The organism is Mucilaginibacter sp. PAMC 26640, assembly GCA_001596135.1.
In the GTDB taxonomy this organism is placed as follows: domain Bacteria; phylum Bacteroidota; class Bacteroidia; order Sphingobacteriales; family Sphingobacteriaceae; genus Mucilaginibacter.
Genome location: CP014773.1, coordinates 319,486 through 341,006, shown reverse-complemented (window position 1 = coordinate 341,006; position 21,521 = coordinate 319,486). Strand labels below are relative to the sequence as shown.

Sequence of the window (21,521 nt, the reverse complement as noted above, 5' to 3'; positions counted from 1 at the left end):
CGATTATAATAATTCCGGCTTTATTTTATCAGTAAATTCTTTCGCGAATTTGTGCAGCTTTGGCTGGATAACAGAAGCGCAATATAATTTCATAGGATTGCTGCTGTAATAATTCTGGTGTTTCTCTTCAGCTTTATAAAATTCTCCCGCCGTTGTGATTTGGGTTACAATAGGTTTGTCAAATACTTGCTCAGCTTCAAGTTGTTTCATCATTGTTTCCGCTTGCTGTTTCTGCTCTTCGGTATGGTAAAAAATAGCAGAACGGTATTGGGTGCCAACGTCATTACCCTGTCTGTTGAGCAGGGTTGGGTTGTGGGTTTTGAAAAACACCAGCAGCAGATCTGCAAATGAAATAACATCCGCATCAAATTCAAGGTTCACCACTTCCGCATAGCCGGTTTTACCATTGCAGATTTCCATATAGGATGGGTTTTGTGTGGTTCCGCCCATATAACCCGATGTTACTTTGGTTACTCCCTTTATTAATTGAAAGATGGCCTCGGTACACCAAAAGCAGCCGTTGGCAAAAGTTGTTTTTTGTAGGTTAGCAGACATTAAATTATATTAAATGATATCAGATGTTTAAGCATGTTTAGATACTTTATTATTTAGATGGTCCCGAAGGCATTTTTGTATCCTGCATAATATTATATTTGCGCGGCCTAACTATATATGCAAAGATTATCCCGCCTTATTTATAATAAACCCTTTGTTTATTCGCTGTATTTTGGCCTCAGCTTTCTTATTGTATTAAAGCAGATTTTGGTTCATCAGGGTTTTAACAATTACACCATATTTAAGTTCAATTTCTTCCACACGCTGCACGAGCAAAATTTATATCTTGTTTATCCGGAGCATTACTACGATCTGAACCATTACGGGCCGGTATTTTCTTTGGTTATTGCGCCATTTACCTACCTGCCGGATAGTATAGGGATTTTGCTTTGGGTAATGTTTAACGCCTTCATTCTTTTTAAAGCCATTCAGCTATTGCCTTTGCAGGATAACCAATACCTGGTGGTTTTGTTGATCTGTGCACATGAGTTGATGACGGCTTCTGCCAGTGTGCAAACTAACCCCATGGTGGCCGGGCTAATTATTTTGAGTTATAATTTTATTAAACGCGAGCAGGATTTTTGGGCCGCATTAATGATCGTGTTAGGCACTTTTATAAAGCTCTACGGCATTGTAGGCCTTGCTTTCTTTTTCTTTTCAAACCATAAGATCAAATTCATTGCCGGTATGGCATTCTGGTCGGTAGTGTTATTTGTGCTGCCGATGATTATCTCGTCGCCATCATTCATTATTCAAACGTATAAAGATTGGTATTATGATATTGTGGACAAGAATGCCGCGAACGAAAATTCGGCCATGCAGGATATTTGTGTGATGGGTTTTTTTCGCAAAATTTTAAACTATCCAGCGCTTAAAAACATAATAATCATCATCCCTGCGCTGTTACTTTTTGGTTTGTCATACCTCCGGATGAAAAGCTTTCACTCCACTGCCTTTCAACTGCTTATCGTATCTTCTGCTTTGATTTTTGCGGTGATATATAGTAGCGGTTCGGAGTCACCTACTTACATCATAGCGTTTGCAGGGGTTGCCATTTGGTATAGTAATTTGGATAGGCCGATAACCCGTTTTGAAATTGTATTACTGGTTTTGGCATTACTTATCACCAGCCTATCACCCTCAGATCTTTTTCCTAAATACATCCGAAATACCTATATAAAGCCGTATAAGCTAAAAGCTATACCATGCCTGCTCATCTGGCTGAAGATTATCTATGAAACTTTGACCCGTCACTTTTCACTGTTCAGCTCTGAACTAAGGGATAAAACAATGTTGCTGGACTGATTTGCATCCAGAATTGGATGTGATATTTTTTATTTAATATTGCATATTAAATATTGTTTAATACCTAAATTTGTAACAAGAAAGTTGCATGTTTGATTGTTGCTGATTTAGCCCAATTAGAGATACAGCCGGATTGCAAACCAACTATATTAATTAAACATTACAATAAATTACTGGTAGCCTAAGCCAAAGCCTGTCGTACGCCAGCGATTGTTATTACGCCTATGAATCTTTCCTTACCCAAGAAGATCTCTATCGTTATACCTTGCCATAACGAGCAAAACAATATCAGTTTTCTAATCCGTTCTATTACCGATACTTTAGCTGCCCTGCCTTATCTATTTGAACTATTTTTTGTTGATGACGGCAGTACAGATCATACGCTGAACGAACTTAAAGTTAATGCCGAGCTGTTCCCCAACGTTTATTTTATAGAACTATCCCGTAATTTTGGTAAAGATAATGCCTTAAAAGCCGGCATAGGTGTGGCTACGGGTGATGCTGTAATTACTATGGATGCCGATATGCAGCATCCTCCGCAAATGATCCTGCAAATGCTCGATTATTGGGAAAAAGGGTACGATATCATCTATACCTATCGCGAAAATGCCAACCCACATGTTAAAGCGCATCAAAAGATAACTTCCAACCTGTTTTACAAAGGCATCAATATGCTCTCAGATATCAAACTGGAAGACGGTACGGCTGATTTCAGGTTGATGGATGAGAAGGTAGTTAAGCAGCTAAAGCAGATAGATGAGTACGAAATTTTCCTTCGTGGTATCATCAAATGGACGGGCTACAAGCAAATTGGCATCCCTTACACTCCGGCTGAACGGCACACCGGCGAAGCAAGCTATTCCCTTGCAGGTTTGGTGAAACTAGCTGTGAGCAGCATTATGGCTTTTAGTGCGCGGCCGCTGTACTGTGTTACGGCATTGGGCTTATCGGTATCGTTTTTGGCAATTTTATATATTCCCTATGTATTAATCAGCTACGCTGCCGGTTATGCGGTGTCGGGCTGGGCCTCAATCATTGCTACAATTGTATTTTTTGGCGGCATCCAGTTATTGGTATTGAGCATTATTGGGGTATATGTGGGCAAAATCTTTATGCAGTCCAAGCACCGACCTAATTTTGTTATCCGTTCTACAAACCTTTTACACGTTACAAATGATCTTGTTAGGGTTTGATGTAGAGGAGTTCGATATGCCATTTGAATATGGCAAAACAATTCCTTTTGATGAACAGCTGTCCATATCAACTACCGGCACTCAAATCATCATGAGGATTTTGAGGGAGAGAAATATTAAAGCTACCATTTTTTGTACCGCAAACTTTGCCACCAACCGGCCGGATCTCATCAGAGAAATTATTAGCGACGGGCATGAACTTGCCTCGCATGGCTATTACCATTCTGATTTTGCGCCGGAGCATTTGACGCAATCCAAACAAGTATTAGAAAGCCTTTCTGGTACGGCAGTAAAAGGCTTCAGGATGGCCAGGATGATGGCGGTTGATGAAAGTGAAATTGCGGCCGCAGGATACAGCTACAACTCTTCTATTAACCCTACCTGGATCCCCGGGCGCTACAATAATTTTAAGCAACCCCGAAAGTGGTTTTACAGGAGTAGCGTGCTGCAGTTGCCAGCTTCCGTATCACCATTCATCCGGTTCCCACTGTTCTGGCTCAGCTTCCATATGCTGCCTTTAGGTATGTTAAAATGGATGAGCCGGATCACCCATAAAAAAGATGGCTACCTTAACCTGTATTTTCATCCCTGGGAATTTGTTGATATAAAAGATGAGCGCTATGGCGTGCCAAAATATGTTGCCAATACATCCGGACTGTCATTCGCCAGAAAGATAAAGGCCTACATTGATTGGGCGCAGGCAAAGGGCTATCAATTTGCCCGTACAGGCGATTTTGTAGATGCTATTCCTAAAGAGGTTCTACCTTTAAAGCATAATTCTGCTAAACCCAGCGACTCAGAAACTGGTTAAACGCATCTTTATACTGATCTCCCACGGTGATGTTGATCTTACCGATTTGCAAAGCGTTGCGGGTGATAGAATTAATTTTATCCAGTGAAACGATAAAGGAGCGATGCACCCGCATGAAACGCTTTGAGGGTAGTTTTTCTTCCAGCGCCTTCAGGCTGCTTAGCGTAAGGATCGCTTTTTCTGCATTATGCAGGTAAACCTTTACATAATCCTTTAAGCTTTCCAGGTATAAGATATCGCTTAAAGCTATACGTACCAGTTGATACTCTACTTTGATAAAAAGGTAATCGTCTTCAACCTTTTCGGCTACCGCAGGCGCATCTATCGGTTGGGGAGGTGAATTTTTAGATTTTTGCAACAGTTCAGCATACGCCAGGGCTTTGTTAGCCGCATGCAAAAACTCTTCGTAATTAAAAGGTTTCAGCAGATAATCCAGTGCATCTACCCGGTAGCCTTCCAAAGCAAACTGATTATACGCGGTGGTGAAAATTATGCGCGGTTTGTTTACACCGCGCCCATCCAATACACGGGCCAGTTCGATACCGTTTAGATTGGGCATCTGGATGTCCAAAAATATCAGATCAACTTTGTGCTGCTGCAAGCCGCCAAGAGCCTCAACTGCGCTACTATATTGCCCAACAAGGTTTAAGAAAGGTGTTTGGTTGATAAATGCGCAAACCATGCCGAGGGCTAATGGCTCATCATCAACAGCTATGCAATTTATGGTCATGTTACAAAGAGAGCGTTAAGATTACCGTGTAAGTATTTTCGGCTTTATTTTCGGTTACATCAAGGATGTGCTTGGCCGGGTACAAGAGGTCAAGGCGGCGGATGGTGTTGTTCAAGCCTATGCCTTTATTATCTTCCAGGTCGTCACCTTGTTTTTTAAAGATACCATTTTTCACCAGCAGTGTAACTTTATTGTCGTCCTGTTTAATTTGGATAGTAATGGTACTCGGCAAGGTATCGCTTACACCATGCTTAAAAGCGTTCTCTACAAACGGCAAAAATAACATTGGCGCTACCGGGAATTCGTGAAGTGAAGCCGGCGCAAGGTAATCAATTGTAACCTTCTCGGTTAAGCGGAGCTGCATCAGGCTGATATAGTCTTTTACAAAGGCGACCTCCTGGCTCAGCAACGCCGTACTGTTTTGTGTATCGTAAAGCACATAGCGCATCATGCGCGAAAGCTGGTGCAACGCTGTGCGGGATGTTTCTACATTGATTAAGGTAAGCGCGTAGATGTTATTAAGCGTGTTAAAAAAAAAGTGCGGATTGATCTGTGCTTTTAAAAACGAAAGTTCTGAACTGAGCTTATCGGCTTCCATCTCTTGCTGTAGTTCTTTATTCTTTTGCCAGCTTTGGGTGGTTTTTACACTGGTGCTGATACCGATCACCAATGAGGAAATGGTAATAAGAAAAATATCAAAGTAACCCTTACGGCCACCACCGCCCCGCTCCGGGCCACGTTTATGAAAGGCTTCCTCAAACAACCTGCGAAGTTCTAAAAGCCTATCAGCGAAGCCAGCAATGAACATTATGCCTATGATGATAACAGCTACTACAACGAAGTACAAACCCGTGCGCTTTTTAAGGAGCAGTTTTGGCACCAGCACATTGGCATTTAAATAGTAGGCGCCCACCAGCATGGCAAATACAAAGGTTTGTTTTATCCAATATTGATAAGGCACCGCTATATCATGAAAAAATGGCTGGTAAAATAACAACACATTACCCAGCACTATCCATATCAATGTTTGAATAAGGATATTTACTAATGTGCTTTTTGATTTTTGAAGGAGCATGTCCTTTATTGGTTTACAGTATGTTACAATATTACAAAAGCTGGCGGTATCATTGCAATCAAATTCTTCCGGGAGCCCTGATTTACCGATGAAAGACCAATGCGGCCCGGCTAACGGTAAATTTTGCCGTTTGCAATAGTGTCAGCGGCTTCATCGGTTAAAACCGGGTTTCGGTCTATGTATCCAATATGCCTGTCTATCGCGTTTTATTAGGTCCCGGCAGACGCATTGTTTTGTATATCAGCAAAACATATATGAAATTTAAATACTTACTCTTCGTCATTGCTTTACTCTTTAATGTGCAGGTTTTTGCCCAGACAGGCCGGGATGTTAAAGGCGTTGTAAAAGACTCTACAGGATTAACCCTGCCGGGTACTACAATAAAAATACTTACCGGAAAAGACAGCAGCTCTGTAACCACAGATGCTAATGGTGCCTTCATATTCCGGTCCGTTACCGTAAATCAATTCAGTTTGGTTGTGCAGTCTATCGGTTATATACCTATCAAGCGGCGGTTTACTTTAGACAATAGCACTACGCCGTTTACGCTGCTGCCAATTATTTTAAAATCTGATATCAGAATGCTCGGCGGTGTTACCGTTACTGATGTGAACCCGGTAAAAATGAAGGAGGATACCGTTGAATTTAATGCAGCGGCCTATAAAGTTAGAGAAGGCGCACCAGTAGAGGATGTGATTCGCAAACTCCCCGGTGTTGATGTGGACAAAGATGGTAACGTAACCGCACAAGGGAAAAGTATTACTAAAGTGCGGGTGAATGGTAAGGATTTTTTTGGTGGAGATGTAAAGACCGCCACCCGAAACCTGCCTGCAGATGTTGTGCAAAGTATCCAGGTGATTGATGATTATGGTGACCAGGCTAATATCACTGGTGTTAAAAGTGGCGAGCCCGAAAAAGTACTGAACATTACCATAAAACCCAGCAAAAATTACGGATATTTTGGCCAGGCCAGTGTAGGCGAGGGTCAGGATATGATCCCCGGTATCCCCAATAGCAAAGAGGGTAACCGATATGTGGCCCAGGCCAACCTGTTTAGTTTTAGCGGCAACAGGCAAATTGCAGTATTGGGTAACCTTAATAATACCAATACCAACTTGTTTAGCTTTGGTGGCCCCGCTGGTGGTGGCCCGCGTGGCGGTGGTCCTCCGGGAATTAGCAGCAGCAATGGCAATGGTATTACCACGGCGCGCAGCGTAGGATTTAACTATCGCGATAGCTGGGGCAAAAAAACAACTGTTTACGGGAGTTACAGCTTTGCCGATAATACGATAAATACTACCAGCACTACTATCCAAAACAATGTATCATTAACTAACCCAAGCACCAATACACAAAGTAGTGTTCAAACGGATGAGAACATTAACCACCGGTTTAATTTCAATATCGAGTATAAACCCGATACTGTTAATTACTTTAAAATAACCCCGTCAATTGCGTTTGCCGGTATTACCACTAATCAAACAGCAGCCAATCAATTGGTAAACGCCAGCAGTACCATTTCCGACTATACTTTTAACTCGTACCTGCACTCTACTGCACCAACTTATGGGGGTAACGTATTGTATAACCACCGGTTTGCCAAAAAAGGCCGCAACTTTAGTATCAACGTAGGGGCGGGTTCCTACCGCATCAACCAGTATCAAAACCCGGTTTATACCTATATAGAGGGAGCTGCCAATGCACCGCTTAATCAATATATCAGCACCGCCAGCCGTACCGATAGCGTGGGTACCAATATTTCTTATTTAGAACCGATAGCCAAGAAATCTTACATCGAGCTTACCTACGGCTACAAACACCAATACACTACCGCCGATAAAAATACGGATACGTTAAGCCTTGGTGGCGTGCGCAATAATTACGATCTGCTTACCAATAGTTATAACTACACCTTTACTACGAACCGTTTTGGGTTGAATTATCGTTTCATCGATAAAAAATACAATTATACGTTAGGTGTAGTAGCACAACCTGCCATTCTGGAAGGCAATTCTGTACTTACCGGGGAAAACAGGGTTACTACATTTAATGTAGCGCCAAATGCGAGGTTTATTTATAACTTTTCAAGAAACCAATCATTAAGTTTAAATTACAATGGTACCAGTACGCAGCCCACTTATACGCAGCTGCAGCCCGTGACCGATTTCTCCAGCGCATCGTACCCCGTACGCGGAAACGCCGATCTGAAGCCGGAGTTTAACAACGTACTTTCTGTGCGGTACAACAAGTTCGACTTTGCATCGGGAAATGTGTTTTTCAGCAACCTGTCTTTTACGCAGAGCGATAATAAGATTGTAGCCAATACAATTACCTACCCCAGAAACTATGCCCCAGACCCAAAACTGGCGGGTACCATCCTTACGACTTACCAAAATGCCAGCGGTTATTATGGTGCCAATGCCTTTTACGTATTTGCCAAGCCATGGGCTAAGCGCAAGTACAACCTGTTTTTTCAGGGTAATGTTGCCTATAACAATAACCTGTCGTACATCGGTAGTGTAGATAGCGCCTCCTATGCGCTTACTACCGAAAAGAACATCGCCAGAAATTTGGTTGTATCGCAAGGTGTCAGGTTCAGAATCAATATTACCGATATTGTGGACGCCGAGGCCAGCACCACCTATTCCGTTAACCGAACAAACAACTCACTGCAACAGGCTAACATCAATAATAACTTCAGTACGCTTAATTTGGGCATCAATGGCAAGAACTATTTCTTTAAAGACTGGACGCTGAGCTACGATTTTAGCAAGCAGCTCTACTACGGTTATACAGGTGCAACCAACCCTAACATACTAAACACTTACATAGAACGCCGTTTCTTGAAAAACAATGTTGGTACCCTGCGCTTTGCTGTGAATGATGTGTTCAATCAAAATACAGGTTACACTACAACATCCAGCGGTAGTTATGTTACGCAAACAAATTCCAACAGACTGGGGCGTTACTTTTTGGTATCTTTTGTACTCAGGCTACAAAAATTCGCGGGTGCAAAGCCATCTGGTCCGGGTGGCCCTGGTGGTCCCGGCGGTCCGGGTGGTCCGGGTGGTCCTGGCCCCGGTGGTCCGCCACCATTTTAATAATTTGTGTTTACTGCTCTATTGTATATTTTAAAATAAAGGCACCTGTGCGGGGTGCCTTTTTTGGTTAGTTTAAGCGTGTTAATAGTGGGAGTTAAATAAGACGAATAGGAATTTAATAGATTGTAATTTTGTAATTTGCAGGTTACGTGGTATTTACATGTGTTTTTAGTATATTTATCAAACCGATTTAAACCCTTTATCATGAAAACTGCCGCAATAATCGCCCGCCTTGTGCTTGGTATTACATTTTTGGTATTTGGTATTGATTTTTTTGTCCCCATTATGGCAGCATCGTGCATTTTCCGCTATTAGATAAAAAGGCAGATGCGTATTTAGGTGCGCTTACTCGTGCAGAATACTTTTTCCCTTGTTTAAAAGTAATAGAAATCCTTTGCGGGTTGGGGTTGCTGATCAACCGGTTTACTGCGCTGTTCCTTATTATGCTTTTTCCCATCACTTTCAATATCTTCCTGTTCGATATTTTCCTGGGGACACAACTCATCGCACTAGGGGCCGCGCTGCTCCTTTTGAATGTTTTCCTGCTGGCAGCCTATCATAAAAATTACAAAGGACTATTTGCATTACACCCAGCTTTATAATTGTATATTTGACATTATAAACCATCATATATGCTTCTTTTTTACAAGATCTACGCCAAAACGCTATCGTTACTTGTATTGAGTTTGGCGTTTGTGCAAGTAAGTTATGCGCAAAATGGCCGCACAATAGCCGATTTCGACAAAGGCTGGAAATTTCACCTGGGTGATGTTAAAAACGCCGAAAAAACCAGCGCCGACGATAAAAACTGGCGCAAATTAAACCTCCCGCACGATTGGAGTATTGAAGGCACCTTCAGCAAGGATAACCCCGCTACGCCCGAAGGCGGCGCACTACCTGGTGGCATTGGCTGGTACCGCAAAACCTTTACTGTGCCGCTGGCATCAAAAGGCAAGCAAGTTTATATCGATTTCGACGGTATATACCAGCACAGCGATGTGTGGATAAATGGAAACCATCTCGGCTTCCGGCCAAACGGCTATATCTCTTTTGAGTACGATCTTACCCCGTACCTGAACTATGGCGGCATAAATGTGATAGCTGTTAAAGCAGATAACTCAAAGCAGCCCAATTCCCGCTGGTATTCCGGCAGTGGCATTTATCGCAACGTTTGGCTGGTAACCACTAATAAGATCGCTATCGACCATTGGGGCACTTATGTAACTACCCCAAAAGTAAGCGCCGCATCGGCAACTATTGCATTAAGCACACGCATTAAAAATGAAGCTGATAAACAAAGCTACACCATAAAAGTTGCTATTTACGATGCCGCCGGTAAAGTAGCAAGCGGTGGCGGGGCTATCCCGTCGGCTAAACAGCTGGACGAAACAAGCACGACTCTTAAAAGCACATTTACGCTGAATAAGCCTATACTCTGGTCGGTAGAGCGGCCTTATTTGTATAAAATAGTTACGCAGGTATTAAGTGCCGGCAAAGTAATAGATTCCTACAGCACGCCGCTGGGCATCCGCTCTTTTTCGTTCGATGCAGATAAGGGTTTTATCCTGAATGGCAAGAAGGTAAAGATTTTAGGCGTATGTGATCACCACGACTTGGGCAGCCTGGGCTCGGCCATCAACATCCGCGCTTTGGAAAGGCAGCTGCAAATTCTTAAAGGCATGGGTGTTAATGGCATCCGTACCTCGCACAACCCACCAGCGCCCGAACTGCTGGACCTGTGCGACAAAATGGGTTTCATAGTTATGGATGAAGCCTTTGACATGTGGAAAATGCAAAAAACCAAATATGATTACCACCTGTACTGGGATGAATGGCACAAACGCGACCTGGAAGATCAGATCTTGCGCGACAGGAACCATCCATCGGTATTTATCTGGAGCATTGGAAACGAAATAGGCGAACAGTACAATCGAAAAGATACTGTTGGCCGCGTAATTGCCCGCGAACTGGCAGGTATTGTGCGTAGTTTAGATGACCGCCCCATTACTGCAGCGAACAACGACCCGGGAATCGGCAGCAATCTGATCGCCTCCGGCGCTTTGGATCTGATCGGCTATAACTATCATCACCAGGATTACGCCGACTTTCACAAACGTTACCCTGGCAAAAAGTTCATAGGTACCGAGACCAGCTCCGCCTTAGAAACCAGGGGGTTTTACGATATGCCGTCAGACAGCATCCGCCGGTGGCCGGCAAGCTGGGATAAAGTGCTGGATGAAAAGACTGGCAACTCAACCCAGTCGGTTTCAGCTTATGATAACGTATCTGCACCCTGGGGTTCCACACATGAGGAAACCTGGAAGGTGGTAAAGAAGTATGATATGCTATCCGGGATGTACATTTGGACCGGCTTTGATTATCTGGGCGAACCTACGCCGTACAGCTGGCCGTCGCGCAGTTCATACTTTGGTGTGATTGATCTGGCGGGCTTCCCGAAGGATGTTTATTATATGTATAAAAGCGAGTGGACTAAACAATCTGTATTGCATATCTTCCCGCATTGGAATTGGGAGGCGGGCAAAACGGTAGATATTTGGGCTTACTACAATAACGCTGATGAAGTGGAACTGTACCTGAACGGTAAATCAGTGGGCATCAAAAAGAAAACAGGTGACGACCTTCACTTAATGTGGCGGCTGAAATTTGTGCCAGGCACGTTGAAAGCAGTCTCCCGTAAAAATGGAAAAATAGTTCTGACAAAGGAGATTTACACAGCAGGCGCACCTGCTAAAATAGAACTATCGGCAGACCGAAGCAATATTAAGGCAGATGGCAAGGATCTATCATTCATTACCGTACGCATCCTGGACAAATCCGGGAATGTAGTGCCTGATGCAGATAACCTGGTGAAATTTAAGATCAGCGGCCCGGCTACCATTGCCAGCGTCGACAACGGTGACCCGGTAAGCCACGATCCGTTCAAGGCAGATTATCGTAAGGCATTCCACGGACTGGCGCTGGCGATTGTACAGGGGACGGAAAAAGCGGGGACGATAACTTTCACGGCAACATCGGCAGGATTGGCTCCTGCTACGGTGACGATTAAGGTTAAGTAGTACCCGAGCCGTTTGTCAGCGCGATGAAGGAAGGATCCATTGAACACATGTTTTAAGAAATCTTCCCGTCAGTTAATGAGCTATTTAAAAGTAAATTAACATAACGGTTGCAAGGGCATTACACCCAACCTCACCGCTAACTCATTCAAATCTTCTACAACGGCATCCACCAAAGGGATGCCGTTTTGCATTCGGTCCAATTCTGCTGCCAGCTCGGGTTCGCCGGGGATGATTACTTTTTGATTGGGATTGATGGTGGATGCTGATTTAAAGCGTTCGATCCAAAGATCCATATCAGCCTTAAACCCGGCTGCCGGCCGAAATCCATCTATCCGCATAGCACCTAAAAAGTGCCCGATGCCTATACCCGGAGGATTCACAGGGGGCTCAAGAAATGACGCAAATGGAGGCACCCATGGGCCAAATCCGGCACCGGATAACACCCCCGAGAGGATGTCTACGGTAGCACTCAACCCGAAACCTTTGTGGCTTCCATGCTCGCGGTCGCTGCCCAACGGCAGGAGCGCGCCACCGGATTTGAGCGCGTGCGAATCGGTGGTGACGTTGCCCTGCTGGTCCTGGATCCAGCCTTCGGGTACCAGCTTACCACTGCGCTGGGCTATTTCCAGCTTGCCGTTGGCAGCTGCTGAAGTAGCCATATCCACAACTACCGGTGGATACTTGCCTGCAGGGAAAGCATAGCACATGGGATTAGTGCCCAGAAGGCGCTCATTGGAGAAAGTAGGCGCAACCAGCGGGCTCGCATTGGTCATCGCGAAGCCGATCATTTCCTGTTCCACAGCCATAAGCGCATGGTACCCGGCTATGCCAAAATGATTGGAGTTACGTACCGACACCCAGCCCGAACCGTATGTCTTAGCTTTTTCGATAGCTATCTGCATAGCAAATGGCGCCACCACTAAACCTAACCCGGCATCGCCATCAATAGTAGCGGTGGTAGCCGTTTCATGCACCACCCGGATGTTGGGGGTCGGGTTAATTCGTTGCTTCTCCCACAAGCGGATATAGCCACTCAGGCGGGCAACGCCGTGCGAATCTATCCCCCGCATATCTGACTTGAGCAATACGTCTGCAGCTAACGCAGCATGTGCCTCGCTGCAGCCTATGGCAATGAAAATATTTTGAGTAAAGATTCGGAGTATGGGTTCGGCTAACAGCATAGCACAAATATATCTAAAAAGGTGCAGAGCCTTACATTGCTGCTTCTTACCGACTGATATAGCGGTAATTACGTTTTGTAAGTATTATTATTAACAAACAATATTCTGCAACTATTGAGAAATATTACATAATAGTATACAATCATTTATGCCAATAACAGCTATGATTATTTTAAGGTAATTTTAATTATGGTTACATTTTTTTGTGCCCATTCTTGCACCATGTAGTTCTAAATAAATTAACCGTTATGTCAACTCGAAATGCAAATTCATCAAAAGGGGTGTCGGACCAAGATGCCGCTATGGAAAACTTCAGTAAAAACACATCTATGGGGCGGTCGACAGAAAATTTCGCTGGCGAGGACCAAGATGTTGCTTCGCAGGTACAGTCATTTAATCCAGAGGGTAGTAACAAGTCGGAGGACCATAATGATGATTAGTTCCAATGATGTGAACGTGCTGCTTGTTATCTAACTCCGCATGTTTAATCGGTAATGCCAGGCCTGAAATCAAAGGGTTTACTACACAATTACCTGTTGTTAGGCATGGTGGTAGTGTTCGCTGCGCAAACAAATTTATTTTCTGCCCCTGCGCGCATTCCTGCCAAGCAAACACAGGATACCGCACGGGTAGAATTCCTGAGACAAAAAAGTCTGTTTTTTCAAACCAAGCAGCCCGATAGCGCACTGATTTATGCTCAATTTGGTCTTGATCTGGCAAGAGAGATCAAATACCGGAAGGGTGAAGCAGATTGCCTCAATCGGCTGGGTGTGGTTTTTTGGAAAAATGGAAGATATGACAGGGCTCTTTTTTTACTATTGGCATCGCTTAAATTGCGCGAGGAATTGGATGATAAACTCGGGATGCTTAAAAGCTTAAGCGACTTGGGTATCGTTTATTCAGATCAGGGCGATAATATTAAAGCGCTCACGTATCATTTCAAAGCAAAAGTTCTTGCAGAACAACTTCATGAGAAACATAGACTTGGTATTATCCTGTCTAATATCGGCAATTGCTACATAAAACTAAAAAAGGTAAATGAGGCGTTGGCTTATGAAATGCGGGCCTATGGTATACAAATGTCTTTGAATGATCAAATTACAATGGCCAATACGCTATCGATCTTAGGCGATATTAATTACCAATTAGGGCATAATGGGCTGGCGCTGGATTATTACCGGCTAAGTTTAAATTATGCTGCTAAAAATAATGATCAGAGCGGTCTCTCAGATACTTATAACAGTATTGCCAGTTTTTACAAACAAAGCAATAAACCAGATTCTTGTATTGATTACGCTCAGAAAGCACTTAATGCCGCTAAAATGGTAAACTATCTCGAAGGTATTTATAACGCAACCACGGTACTGACTAATAGTTATAAAGGTTTAGATGAACACCTTGAATTATTGTACCTGAAAATGGCCACTGCTACCAGGGATAGCATGTTTAATGCCGAAAGAGTGAGGGAAGTTCAGCGACTTAGTTTTAACGAAGCTGCCCGGCAGGAAGAGATTGCTGAAGAAAGGCATAGGGAGGCGGAGAATAGGATTATCAATCTTCAGTTAATCAGTATCGCACTTTTTATACCATTTTTTTTCCTGTCTGTGCTTTTTCTAAGTAAATGCCGTACACACAGAAAAGTGGTGGAGTTTTTAAGTGTTTTGTCGTTGCTGTTATTCTTTGAATTCATCACCTTGTTTATCCATCCTTTCGTACAGCAGATAAGCAGCCATCTACCGATATTAGAACTAGGCATCCTGGTTGCCTTAGCCTCAATACTAGTTCCATGTCACCATCGCCTTACCACATGGATGAATCATCAGATAGCTCACCTTTCACAGCATAACCATAACGCCGGCGTAATTAATAACACAAAAAAGATTGGGGTAACGCGTAGAAAAGTAAAAATTTGATTTAGGCAACATGCTCTTCATTCGGGTAATTACTCTTCGCAAAGCCTATAATCAGACTCAATATACATTGCTTTTACTCGAATGGTATATAGTTGCCGGAGCATTTGGATTGATATACCATAAACGGCAAAAGGCAAATTTTCGCAATTTTTGTTGGAAGATACATACGTACGTGGAGGAGGGAACGTTGCATTTTTATTCTTAACGGCATTGGTCTACCTTATTCCGCCAGTACCGTAAACTTAAAATCCAATGGCTCAAAATTCCTGATCAGCTCATCGATAAACAGTTGGCCCCATTTAACGTAAGATAGCCCGAAGTTTTCCTGGCGTTCCTGCAGGCTGTTTTTTGGAAAAAGATCTTCTTTAATGTGTTCTATCTGTTCCAGCCGGGTTTTGTAATTGCGCTTTTCTGCTTTGACCAGTTTCTTCTGAAAATTGTCCATCGCGTGTTTAAGGCGGGCTTGTACAGCACCGGCGGATGGTGAAAGGGTAGGGTCTATTTTATGGGCGCGGAGTTTGATCTTCTCAAAAATACATTGCATCTCGCGCCACTCTTCGTTCAGGGTTAAATCGTGGTTGCTGTGTTTTTGTACCCAGTTGTTTTTTATCTCGTCGGCAGTTTTAAAGATCTCTGCCGGACTTAGCTCCATGCTTTTGATCTTCGCCGCAGTTTCCTTGCGAATCACCAAACCAGAATTACGCAGGATGAGGATGGGGAAATCGACGTTGTAAAAATCAAAGTTCGATTTCAGTTCCAGCCAATAAACTACTTCGGCACCACCGCCTATATAAGCGATATTAGGAAGAATACACTCCTGATATAACGGGCGCATAACAACATTTGGGCTAAACCTTTCAGGTGCGGAAGTTATCTCTTGTTTCAGTTCTTCTTCAGTAAAACTGATATCGGTATTGTTAACGCTGTAGCGGTCGTTCTCTAAAACAAGGCGTTCGCGCAGCTGATCTTTCAGGTAAAAAAAGTTGATCTCGCGCGGGTTTACCTGGATGTGTACGCCCAGATTTTGCAGTTGCTCGTTTACAGCTGAAATATTTTTAAAACTGTTTTGTTCGATGATGTCGCGCTCGATGATTGGGGCGAACGAGGCCTTGAGCCTATGATCATCGGCATCAATAATAAGCAGCCCATAGCGGCCAAACAGCGCATTCACCAAATACCGTGTAGCGTCTGCCAGTTTATCAAAAGCGGTGTAAGCGGTTTCAACCATTTGGCCCAATTCGGATGAGTGTCCATCTATACCCAGTACACCCTTATATTGGTTAAGCGCCTGGCGCATGGTATCCGGGTTGATGCGGCCGGTGGCGCCAGATGCCTCATACCACCAGTGCACTTTTTTACCGCCAATGTTGGTGTAGTTGATCTCCGCAAAATCATGATCTTCGGATGCCATCCAATATACCGGTACAAAATCCTTATCTGGATGCGCTTCCTTCAACTCCCGGCAAAGTTTAATCGCAGTTACTATCTTGTAAATAAAATAAAGCGGACCTGTAAAAATATTTAGCTGGTGACCGGTAGTAACTGTATAGGTATCCGGTAATCCCAGCGACGCAATTTTTTTTAGGACAAGATCAGCCGATGCTAAATCAGGGTTATGATTACTCGCAGATTTGTCGTGATTCAGGCCTTCAGCTTTGCCAAAATACTGTTCGGTTAATACTTCGACTAAAAGCTGGCGGTCAGCAATTACCTTTTTGTTTTTAAAAAGTTCGGCGAACCCTGCAAGGGTAGGGCGGTGGCTGTAAAAGGACCGTAACTCCGGAACGTCTTCCAGGTAATCAATAACCGTTTGGGAAAAGAATCCCGTTTCTTTATAGTCAATACAGGCAGCTTCCATTTGATAGTCAATTTAACGATGATTGCTCAAGAATTTGAGAGATAGTTACCCGCAACTCGCCAAGAAGCAAAGATATTTAAATCTTCTATAGTGTTCTTTTCGGTTTTGCGCGACCTACTGAAAAATACGTATGATCCAATCTTTACGTCGAATTTAGATTTTAAAATGCCAAATCAAACATCGTGCTGCTAATATCGGGTTATTTTACAATTTGTCCATAAAGGTCAAATTCCCGATGCCAGAATGATATTCGGATGGTGTTTATGAATACATGACGCAGCTATCCTTTATTATCACGAATTCACACAGAACTAAACGTACTGGTAACTTTTCTTTTTTAAAATGGAGATAGCCTCATCTGCCAAATCATCCGTTAACCCTACCGACGAACTGGTGAGCACCACGTTGTTTTTAATATTATCAGGCAAGTCATTCAGCATCTTATCGTCGTCTATGATCACAAATTCCTCGTTTGGTATATGCTTTTTTGTATACCATTCTAATATTTCATCTTTCCGGCTTGTAGTGAGGCTATTGGTGCCGAGCCGATGAATGCTTTTTGGACTGATATCTCTTGACTTTAACAGCTCGCGCCATTTTAATACGGAATATTTTGTTTTATGTGAAGTAGTTAATAATATTGACGCACCCGTTTCTGACAAAATTCGTTGAAGTGCTTTTACAGATGTAGAGTTAAACACGGGAAATCCATCGGCCATAAATTCTGGTTTCTTCCAGGAATTTGCACGGACCATTACTCCATCAATGTCTAACAAAATTAACATATAACAAATTTACAACTAAATGTTTACCTAAGACTAATTTGTTTTACAAAGTCAATTTCAAGTCCGTTATACTTCGCGTCTAATTCGTTTAGATACTCTATCTTTGCTTGAGTATCCCAATCTTTTTCTTCAAATATTACCTTGTCCCAAGTGATCGCCGTAGTAGCTGAAGTTATGTTACCTTCTACCTTACCAAGATTAAATTTCATTATCAAAGCACTTATAAACCTATGATGCCCGTCGATAATTAGATTATTATATACTTTGATTTCCTCAAACTTAATTCCATTGGCCATTTTCTGGCACAGCCTGTTAATAATAGGTATGCATAGTTTGGTCTGGGTAGCGAGTAGCGGTAGATTATCTGAAACGACAAACGATTTGACAAAATCTGGTGTAATTTCCATTAGTTTAGGCTTTTATATCGGGAAGAACTTGCTGAAAAATGTAAATTTTGAATTCGTTAAACAAGTTTTATTTTACAATTTGTCCATAAAGGTCAAAGTCTTCTGCAGTATTGATCTTTACATTTACAAAGCTGCCTACGGCGGCATAATCTGCGCTGGCATCTATCAACACTTCGTTATCCACCTCTGGCGAATCGTACTCTGTACGGCCCACAAAATAGCCGCCGTCTTTTTTGTCGATCAGCACTTTGTAGGTGTTGCCTATTTTCTCCTGGTTTTTATCGAAGGAGATGCCCTGCTGAATTTCCATAATGGCATCCGCGCGTTCTTGCTTTACTTCCTCAGGCACATCATCTACCAACGAATGCGCATGTGTTTTCTCTTCGTGCGAGTATGTGAAACAACCCAGGCGGTCGAATTTGGTATCAGCCACCCATTGCTGCATTTCTTCAAAATCATATTCGGTTTCGCCGGGATATCCGGTAATAAGCGTTGTGCGCATAGCGATATTAGGCACCCGGTCGCGAATCTCATTCACCACATCTATCGTTTTTTGCTTGGTAATACCACGGCGCATAGATTTTAGCATGTTATCCGTAATATGCTGCAGCGGCATATCCAAGTACTTGCAAATATTAGAACGTTCGTCCATGGCATCCAGGATCTCCATCGGGAAACCGGAAGGATAGGCATATTGCAGGCGGATCCACTCCACGCCGTTAACATCGCTTAAGCGGCGAAGCAGCTCATCGAGATTGCGCTTTCCGTAAAGGTCGAGGCCGTAATAGGTGAGATCCTGAGCAATCAGGATCAGCTCCTTCGTGCCGTTTTTCACCAGGCTTTCTGCATTCTTTACCAGCTGGTACATCGGGGTACTTACGTGTTTGCCGCGCATTAACGGGATAGCACAAAATGAGCATGGGCGGTTACAACCCTCAGCTATTTTAAAGTAAGCGAAGTGTGAAGGCGTGGTTAATAGCCGCTCGCCAATTAATTCATGGCGATAATCAGCGCCGATATTGGTCAGGATATTTTGCAGATCGTTGGTGCCGAAATAAGCATCAACATTGGTGATCTCGGCCTCAAGTTCTGGTTTGTAGCGCTCGCTTAAGCAACCCGTAACGATAACTTTACCAACCTTACCCTGTTCTTTAAGTTCGCTGTATTGCAGAATTGTATCGATAGATTCCTGTTTGGCATTATCTATAAATCCGCAGGTGTTAATAACGATGATATCATTGCTGCGCAGCTTTTCTGCCTCGTGTACCACATCATAGGCATTGCCTTTCAGCTGGCCCATCAGTACTTCGCTATCATATATGTTTTTGGAACAACCGAGTGTAACCACGTTTACTCGTGGTTTAGCGGTTAGTATCGGCTTGCTGATTATTTTCGTCCTCATGATATTTCTTACCTGTCATTGCGAGGAGCAAAGCAATGTCTAAACTTTGCATATTAGCTATACGTGTCTGGAAATTGCTTCGTTCCTCGCAACGAAGCTCTATTTTTGGATGCCATGCATCCGTAATTTATGATTTAAACAGGCTGTTAACGAATGCCTGGCGATCAAATAACTGCAAATGATCCATGCCTTCGCCTACACCTATGTATTTTACGGGGATCTTAAACTGATCTGATATGCCTATCACTACACCACCTTTTGCGGTACCATCTAATTTGGTTAAAGCCAAAGCATTAACGTTAGTGGCTTCTGTGAACTGTTTGCATTGCTCAATGGCATTTTGACCGGTTGATGCATCCAGCACCAGCAAAATCTCGTGCGGGGCGCCGGGGATTACCTTTTGCATCACATTTTTGATCTTGGTAAGTTCGTTCATCAAGCCTACCTTATTATGTAAACGGCCGGCGGTGTCAATAATTGCCACATCATCGCCGTTTGATACTGCCGAACGTAATGTATCGTATGCTACAGAAGCCGGATCGCTGCCCATGGCTTGTGCTACCACTTTTACGCCCACGCGTTCGCCCCAAAGTTTTATCTGATCTACGGCTGCTGCGCGAAAGGTATCGGCAGCGCCAAGTACTACCTGGTTGCCTGCTTGTTTCAGTTTATGGGCCAGCTTGCCAATAGTAGTAGTTTTGCCCACGCCATTTACACCAACAACCATAATCACATATGGCTTATGATCGCCATATTCAAAGGTCTGGAAATCGTTGCTGTTGTTTTCGGCCAATAGCTTCTGGATCTCCTCCTTCAGCATGTTGTTCAATTCCGATGTGCCCACGTATTTATCGCGTGCAACCCGGGCCTGGATCCGGTCGATGATCTTTAAAGTTGTACTTACGCCAACATCAGATGTTACCAGCACTTCTTCCAGGTCATCCAGCACATCATCGTCGACAGTAGATTTACCGGCAACGACCTTGGTTAATTTTGAAAAGAAATTGTCCTTGGTTTTTTCCAGGCCGGTATCAAGCGCCTGCTGTTCCTGCTGCGTACTTTCTTTTTTCTTGAAAAAATCAAATAATCCCATAAGTTAGATGTGCAGATTTTAGATGTGCAAATATGCATATGATAGGTTGAACCAGAATCTTTGGTATCTATGAACTTTCGGAATTCTGCTAATCCAATTCATTCAATAAATCCAGGGTCATACAATTTCCTAACAAAAAAAGCCCTCTCGTAAAAACAAGACGGCTTCAATATTTTAACAAAAGTATTACAGGTTATTATTTACCTGTAATTGCATCCTTAACACCATCGTTAGGAACAATTTGCTCTTTGAATGAGTAAGCACCAGTACGTGGCGACTTAATCATTGTAATAACTTTTGAATATTCTTTGCCTTTACCTGCTACTTTCAGCGTTGCAACTACTTTCTTTGCCATGTTGTTTAATTATTGAATGAGTGAAGGAGTAAATTAGTGATTTAGGAAAGCCCCCGAACCGCTGATAAACTTATCAACCAATTACTATTTAATTTCTTTATGAACTGTTACTTTACGTAATACCGGGTTGAATTTTTTCATTTCCAAACGCTCGGTTGTGTTCTTTTTGTTTTTGGTGGTAATGTAGCGAGACATACCCGGCATGCCGCTGGTTTTATGCTCTGTGCATTCTAATATTACCTGAACCCTGTTACCTTTCTTAGCCATCTTGTATATTGTTTTGAGTTTTGGGTTTTGAGCCGTAGGTTACAAAATAACCCGCCACTCATCGCTCAGAAACTAATTTATTAAATAGAACCTTTTTTTACGAACTTGTTGATACAAGCGGTAATACCTAATTTGCTGATAGTTTTAACAGCAGAAGTAGATACTTTTAAAGTGATCCATTTATCTTCTTCAGGTATATAAAATTTCTTAAGCTGTAAGTTTGGATAGAACTTACGTTTGGTTTTAGCGTTCGAGTTTGATACGCTGTTACCGTTCATGTAGCCTTTTCCTGTTAAATCACAAATTCTTGACATGACAAATATTTTTTTAAATCTCGCTCTTTTCCTAAAAAGAGTTTGCAAATATCAGGTTTTTAAAGCAAATAGGCAATAGGCATTTGTAAAATATTTTAA

20 protein-coding genes are annotated in these 21,521 nt (G+C 42.9%); 8 read left to right on the top strand and 12 right to left on the bottom strand.

Annotation, left to right across the window (positions count from 1 at the left end; all coding sequences use genetic code 11):
• Positions 1–3 precede the first annotated feature (3 nt).
• Positions 4–555 carry a peptide-methionine (S)-S-oxide reductase gene (locus tag A0256_01560; protein ID AMR30197.1) on the bottom strand — a complete coding sequence of 184 codons (552 nt, stop codon included), beginning with the start codon at positions 553–555 and terminating at the stop codon, positions 4–6.
• A 117-nt stretch (positions 556–672) separates the two neighbouring features.
• Here A0256_01560 and A0256_01555 point away from each other — a divergent pair, with 117 nt between their 5' ends.
• The 3 genes from A0256_01555 (at position 673) to A0256_01545 (ending at position 3,864) form a co-directional block, all read left to right on the top strand.
• Complete coding sequence (locus A0256_01555; protein ID AMR30196.1) at positions 673–1,860, top strand: hypothetical protein; 1,188 nt, start codon at positions 673–675, stop codon at positions 1,858–1,860.
• Between the two features lie 224 nt (positions 1,861–2,084).
• Entirely contained in the window at positions 2,085–3,053 is a 969-nt protein-coding gene (locus A0256_01550) for a glycosyl transferase family 2 (protein AMR30195.1), read from the top strand.
• Positions 3,034–3,864 carry a polysaccharide deacetylase gene (locus A0256_01545; GenBank protein AMR30194.1) on the top strand — a complete coding sequence of 277 codons (831 nt, stop codon included), beginning with the start codon at positions 3,034–3,036 and terminating at the stop codon, positions 3,862–3,864. The genes A0256_01550 and A0256_01545 overlap by 20 nt, the downstream gene beginning before the upstream one ends.
• Here A0256_01545 and A0256_01540 read toward each other — a convergent pair.
• Both A0256_01540 and A0256_01535 read right to left on the bottom strand, forming a co-directional pair.
• Positions 3,836–4,594 carry a DNA-binding response regulator gene (locus A0256_01540; protein AMR30193.1) on the bottom strand — a complete coding sequence of 253 codons (759 nt, stop codon included), beginning with the start codon at positions 4,592–4,594 and terminating at the stop codon, positions 3,836–3,838. The genes A0256_01545 and A0256_01540 overlap by 29 nt on opposite strands.
• A 1-nt stretch (position 4,595) precedes the next feature.
• Entirely contained in the window at positions 4,596–5,669 is a 1,074-nt protein-coding gene (locus A0256_01535; protein AMR30192.1) for a hypothetical protein, read from the bottom strand.
• Between the two features lie 254 nt (positions 5,670–5,923).
• Between A0256_01535 and A0256_01530 the strand changes: the two genes are divergently transcribed.
• Entirely contained in the window at positions 5,924–8,770 is a 2,847-nt protein-coding gene (locus tag A0256_01530; protein ID AMR30191.1) for a hypothetical protein, read from the top strand.
• Here A0256_01530 and A0256_01525 read toward each other — a convergent pair.
• A complete protein-coding gene (locus A0256_01525; protein ID AMR30190.1) occupies positions 8,767–9,072 on the bottom strand; it encodes a hypothetical protein in 306 nt (101 codons plus the stop codon). The genes A0256_01530 and A0256_01525 overlap by 4 nt on opposite strands.
• Here A0256_01525 and A0256_01520 point away from each other — a divergent pair.
• Both A0256_01520 and A0256_01515 read left to right on the top strand, forming a co-directional pair.
• Positions 9,067–9,372, top strand: a complete 306-nt coding sequence (locus tag A0256_01520) for a hypothetical protein (GenBank protein ID AMR30189.1) — start codon at positions 9,067–9,069, stop codon at positions 9,370–9,372. The genes A0256_01525 and A0256_01520 overlap by 6 nt on opposite strands.
• A 78-nt stretch (positions 9,373–9,450) precedes the next feature.
• The gene (locus A0256_01515) at positions 9,451–11,847 is read left to right on the top strand and encodes a glycoside hydrolase (GenBank protein AMR34392.1); all 2,397 of its coding nucleotides are present in this window, start codon (positions 9,451–9,453) and stop codon (positions 11,845–11,847) included.
• Between the two features lie 95 nt (positions 11,848–11,942).
• Here A0256_01515 and A0256_01510 read toward each other — a convergent pair whose 3' ends face one another.
• A complete protein-coding gene (locus A0256_01510) occupies positions 11,943–13,028 on the bottom strand; it encodes a malate dehydrogenase (GenBank protein AMR30188.1) in 1,086 nt (361 codons plus the stop codon).
• A gap of 248 nt (positions 13,029–13,276) precedes the next feature.
• On the opposite strand from A0256_01510, the gene A0256_01505 reads away from it, so the two are divergent.
• Positions 13,277–13,468, top strand: coding sequence for a hypothetical protein (locus A0256_01505; GenBank protein AMR30187.1), 192 nt, complete (start codon positions 13,277–13,279; stop codon positions 13,466–13,468).
• Between the two features lie 54 nt (positions 13,469–13,522).
• The gene (locus tag A0256_01500; GenBank protein ID AMR30186.1) at positions 13,523–14,941 is read left to right on the top strand and encodes a hypothetical protein; all 1,419 of its coding nucleotides are present in this window, start codon (positions 13,523–13,525) and stop codon (positions 14,939–14,941) included.
• Positions 14,942–15,161: 220 nt separating this feature from the next.
• On the opposite strand, the gene A0256_01495 is transcribed toward A0256_01500, so the two are convergent.
• The 7 genes from A0256_01495 to A0256_01465 form a co-directional block, all read right to left on the bottom strand.
• Complete coding sequence (locus A0256_01495; GenBank protein AMR30185.1) at positions 15,162–16,799, bottom strand: bacillithiol biosynthesis cysteine-adding enzyme BshC; 1,638 nt, start codon at positions 16,797–16,799, stop codon at positions 15,162–15,164.
• A gap of 311 nt (positions 16,800–17,110) precedes the next feature.
• Positions 17,111–17,584 carry a hypothetical protein gene (locus A0256_01490; protein ID AMR30184.1) on the bottom strand — a complete coding sequence of 158 codons (474 nt, stop codon included), beginning with the start codon at positions 17,582–17,584 and terminating at the stop codon, positions 17,111–17,113.
• 23 nt (positions 17,585–17,607) lie between these two features.
• Entirely contained in the window at positions 17,608–17,991 is a 384-nt protein-coding gene (locus A0256_01485; GenBank protein AMR30183.1) for a hypothetical protein, read from the bottom strand.
• A gap of 67 nt (positions 17,992–18,058) precedes the next feature.
• A complete protein-coding gene (locus tag A0256_01480) occupies positions 18,059–19,393 on the bottom strand; it encodes a ribosomal protein S12 methylthiotransferase RimO (GenBank protein ID AMR30182.1) in 1,335 nt (444 codons plus the stop codon).
• A gap of 127 nt (positions 19,394–19,520) precedes the next feature.
• Positions 19,521–20,486 (bottom strand): signal recognition particle-docking protein FtsY, encoded by a 966-nt coding sequence (locus A0256_01475; protein ID AMR30181.1) that lies wholly within the window; start codon positions 20,484–20,486, stop codon positions 19,521–19,523.
• Between the two features lie 439 nt (positions 20,487–20,925).
• Entirely contained in the window at positions 20,926–21,108 is a 183-nt protein-coding gene (locus A0256_01470) for a 50S ribosomal protein L33 (protein AMR30180.1), read from the bottom strand.
• Positions 21,109–21,188: 80 nt separating this feature from the next.
• Positions 21,189–21,422: a 50S ribosomal protein L28 gene (locus A0256_01465; protein AMR30179.1), complete on the bottom strand. Its 234-nt coding sequence runs from the start codon at positions 21,420–21,422 to the stop codon at positions 21,189–21,191.
• Between the last annotated feature and the right edge of the window lie 99 nt (positions 21,423–21,521).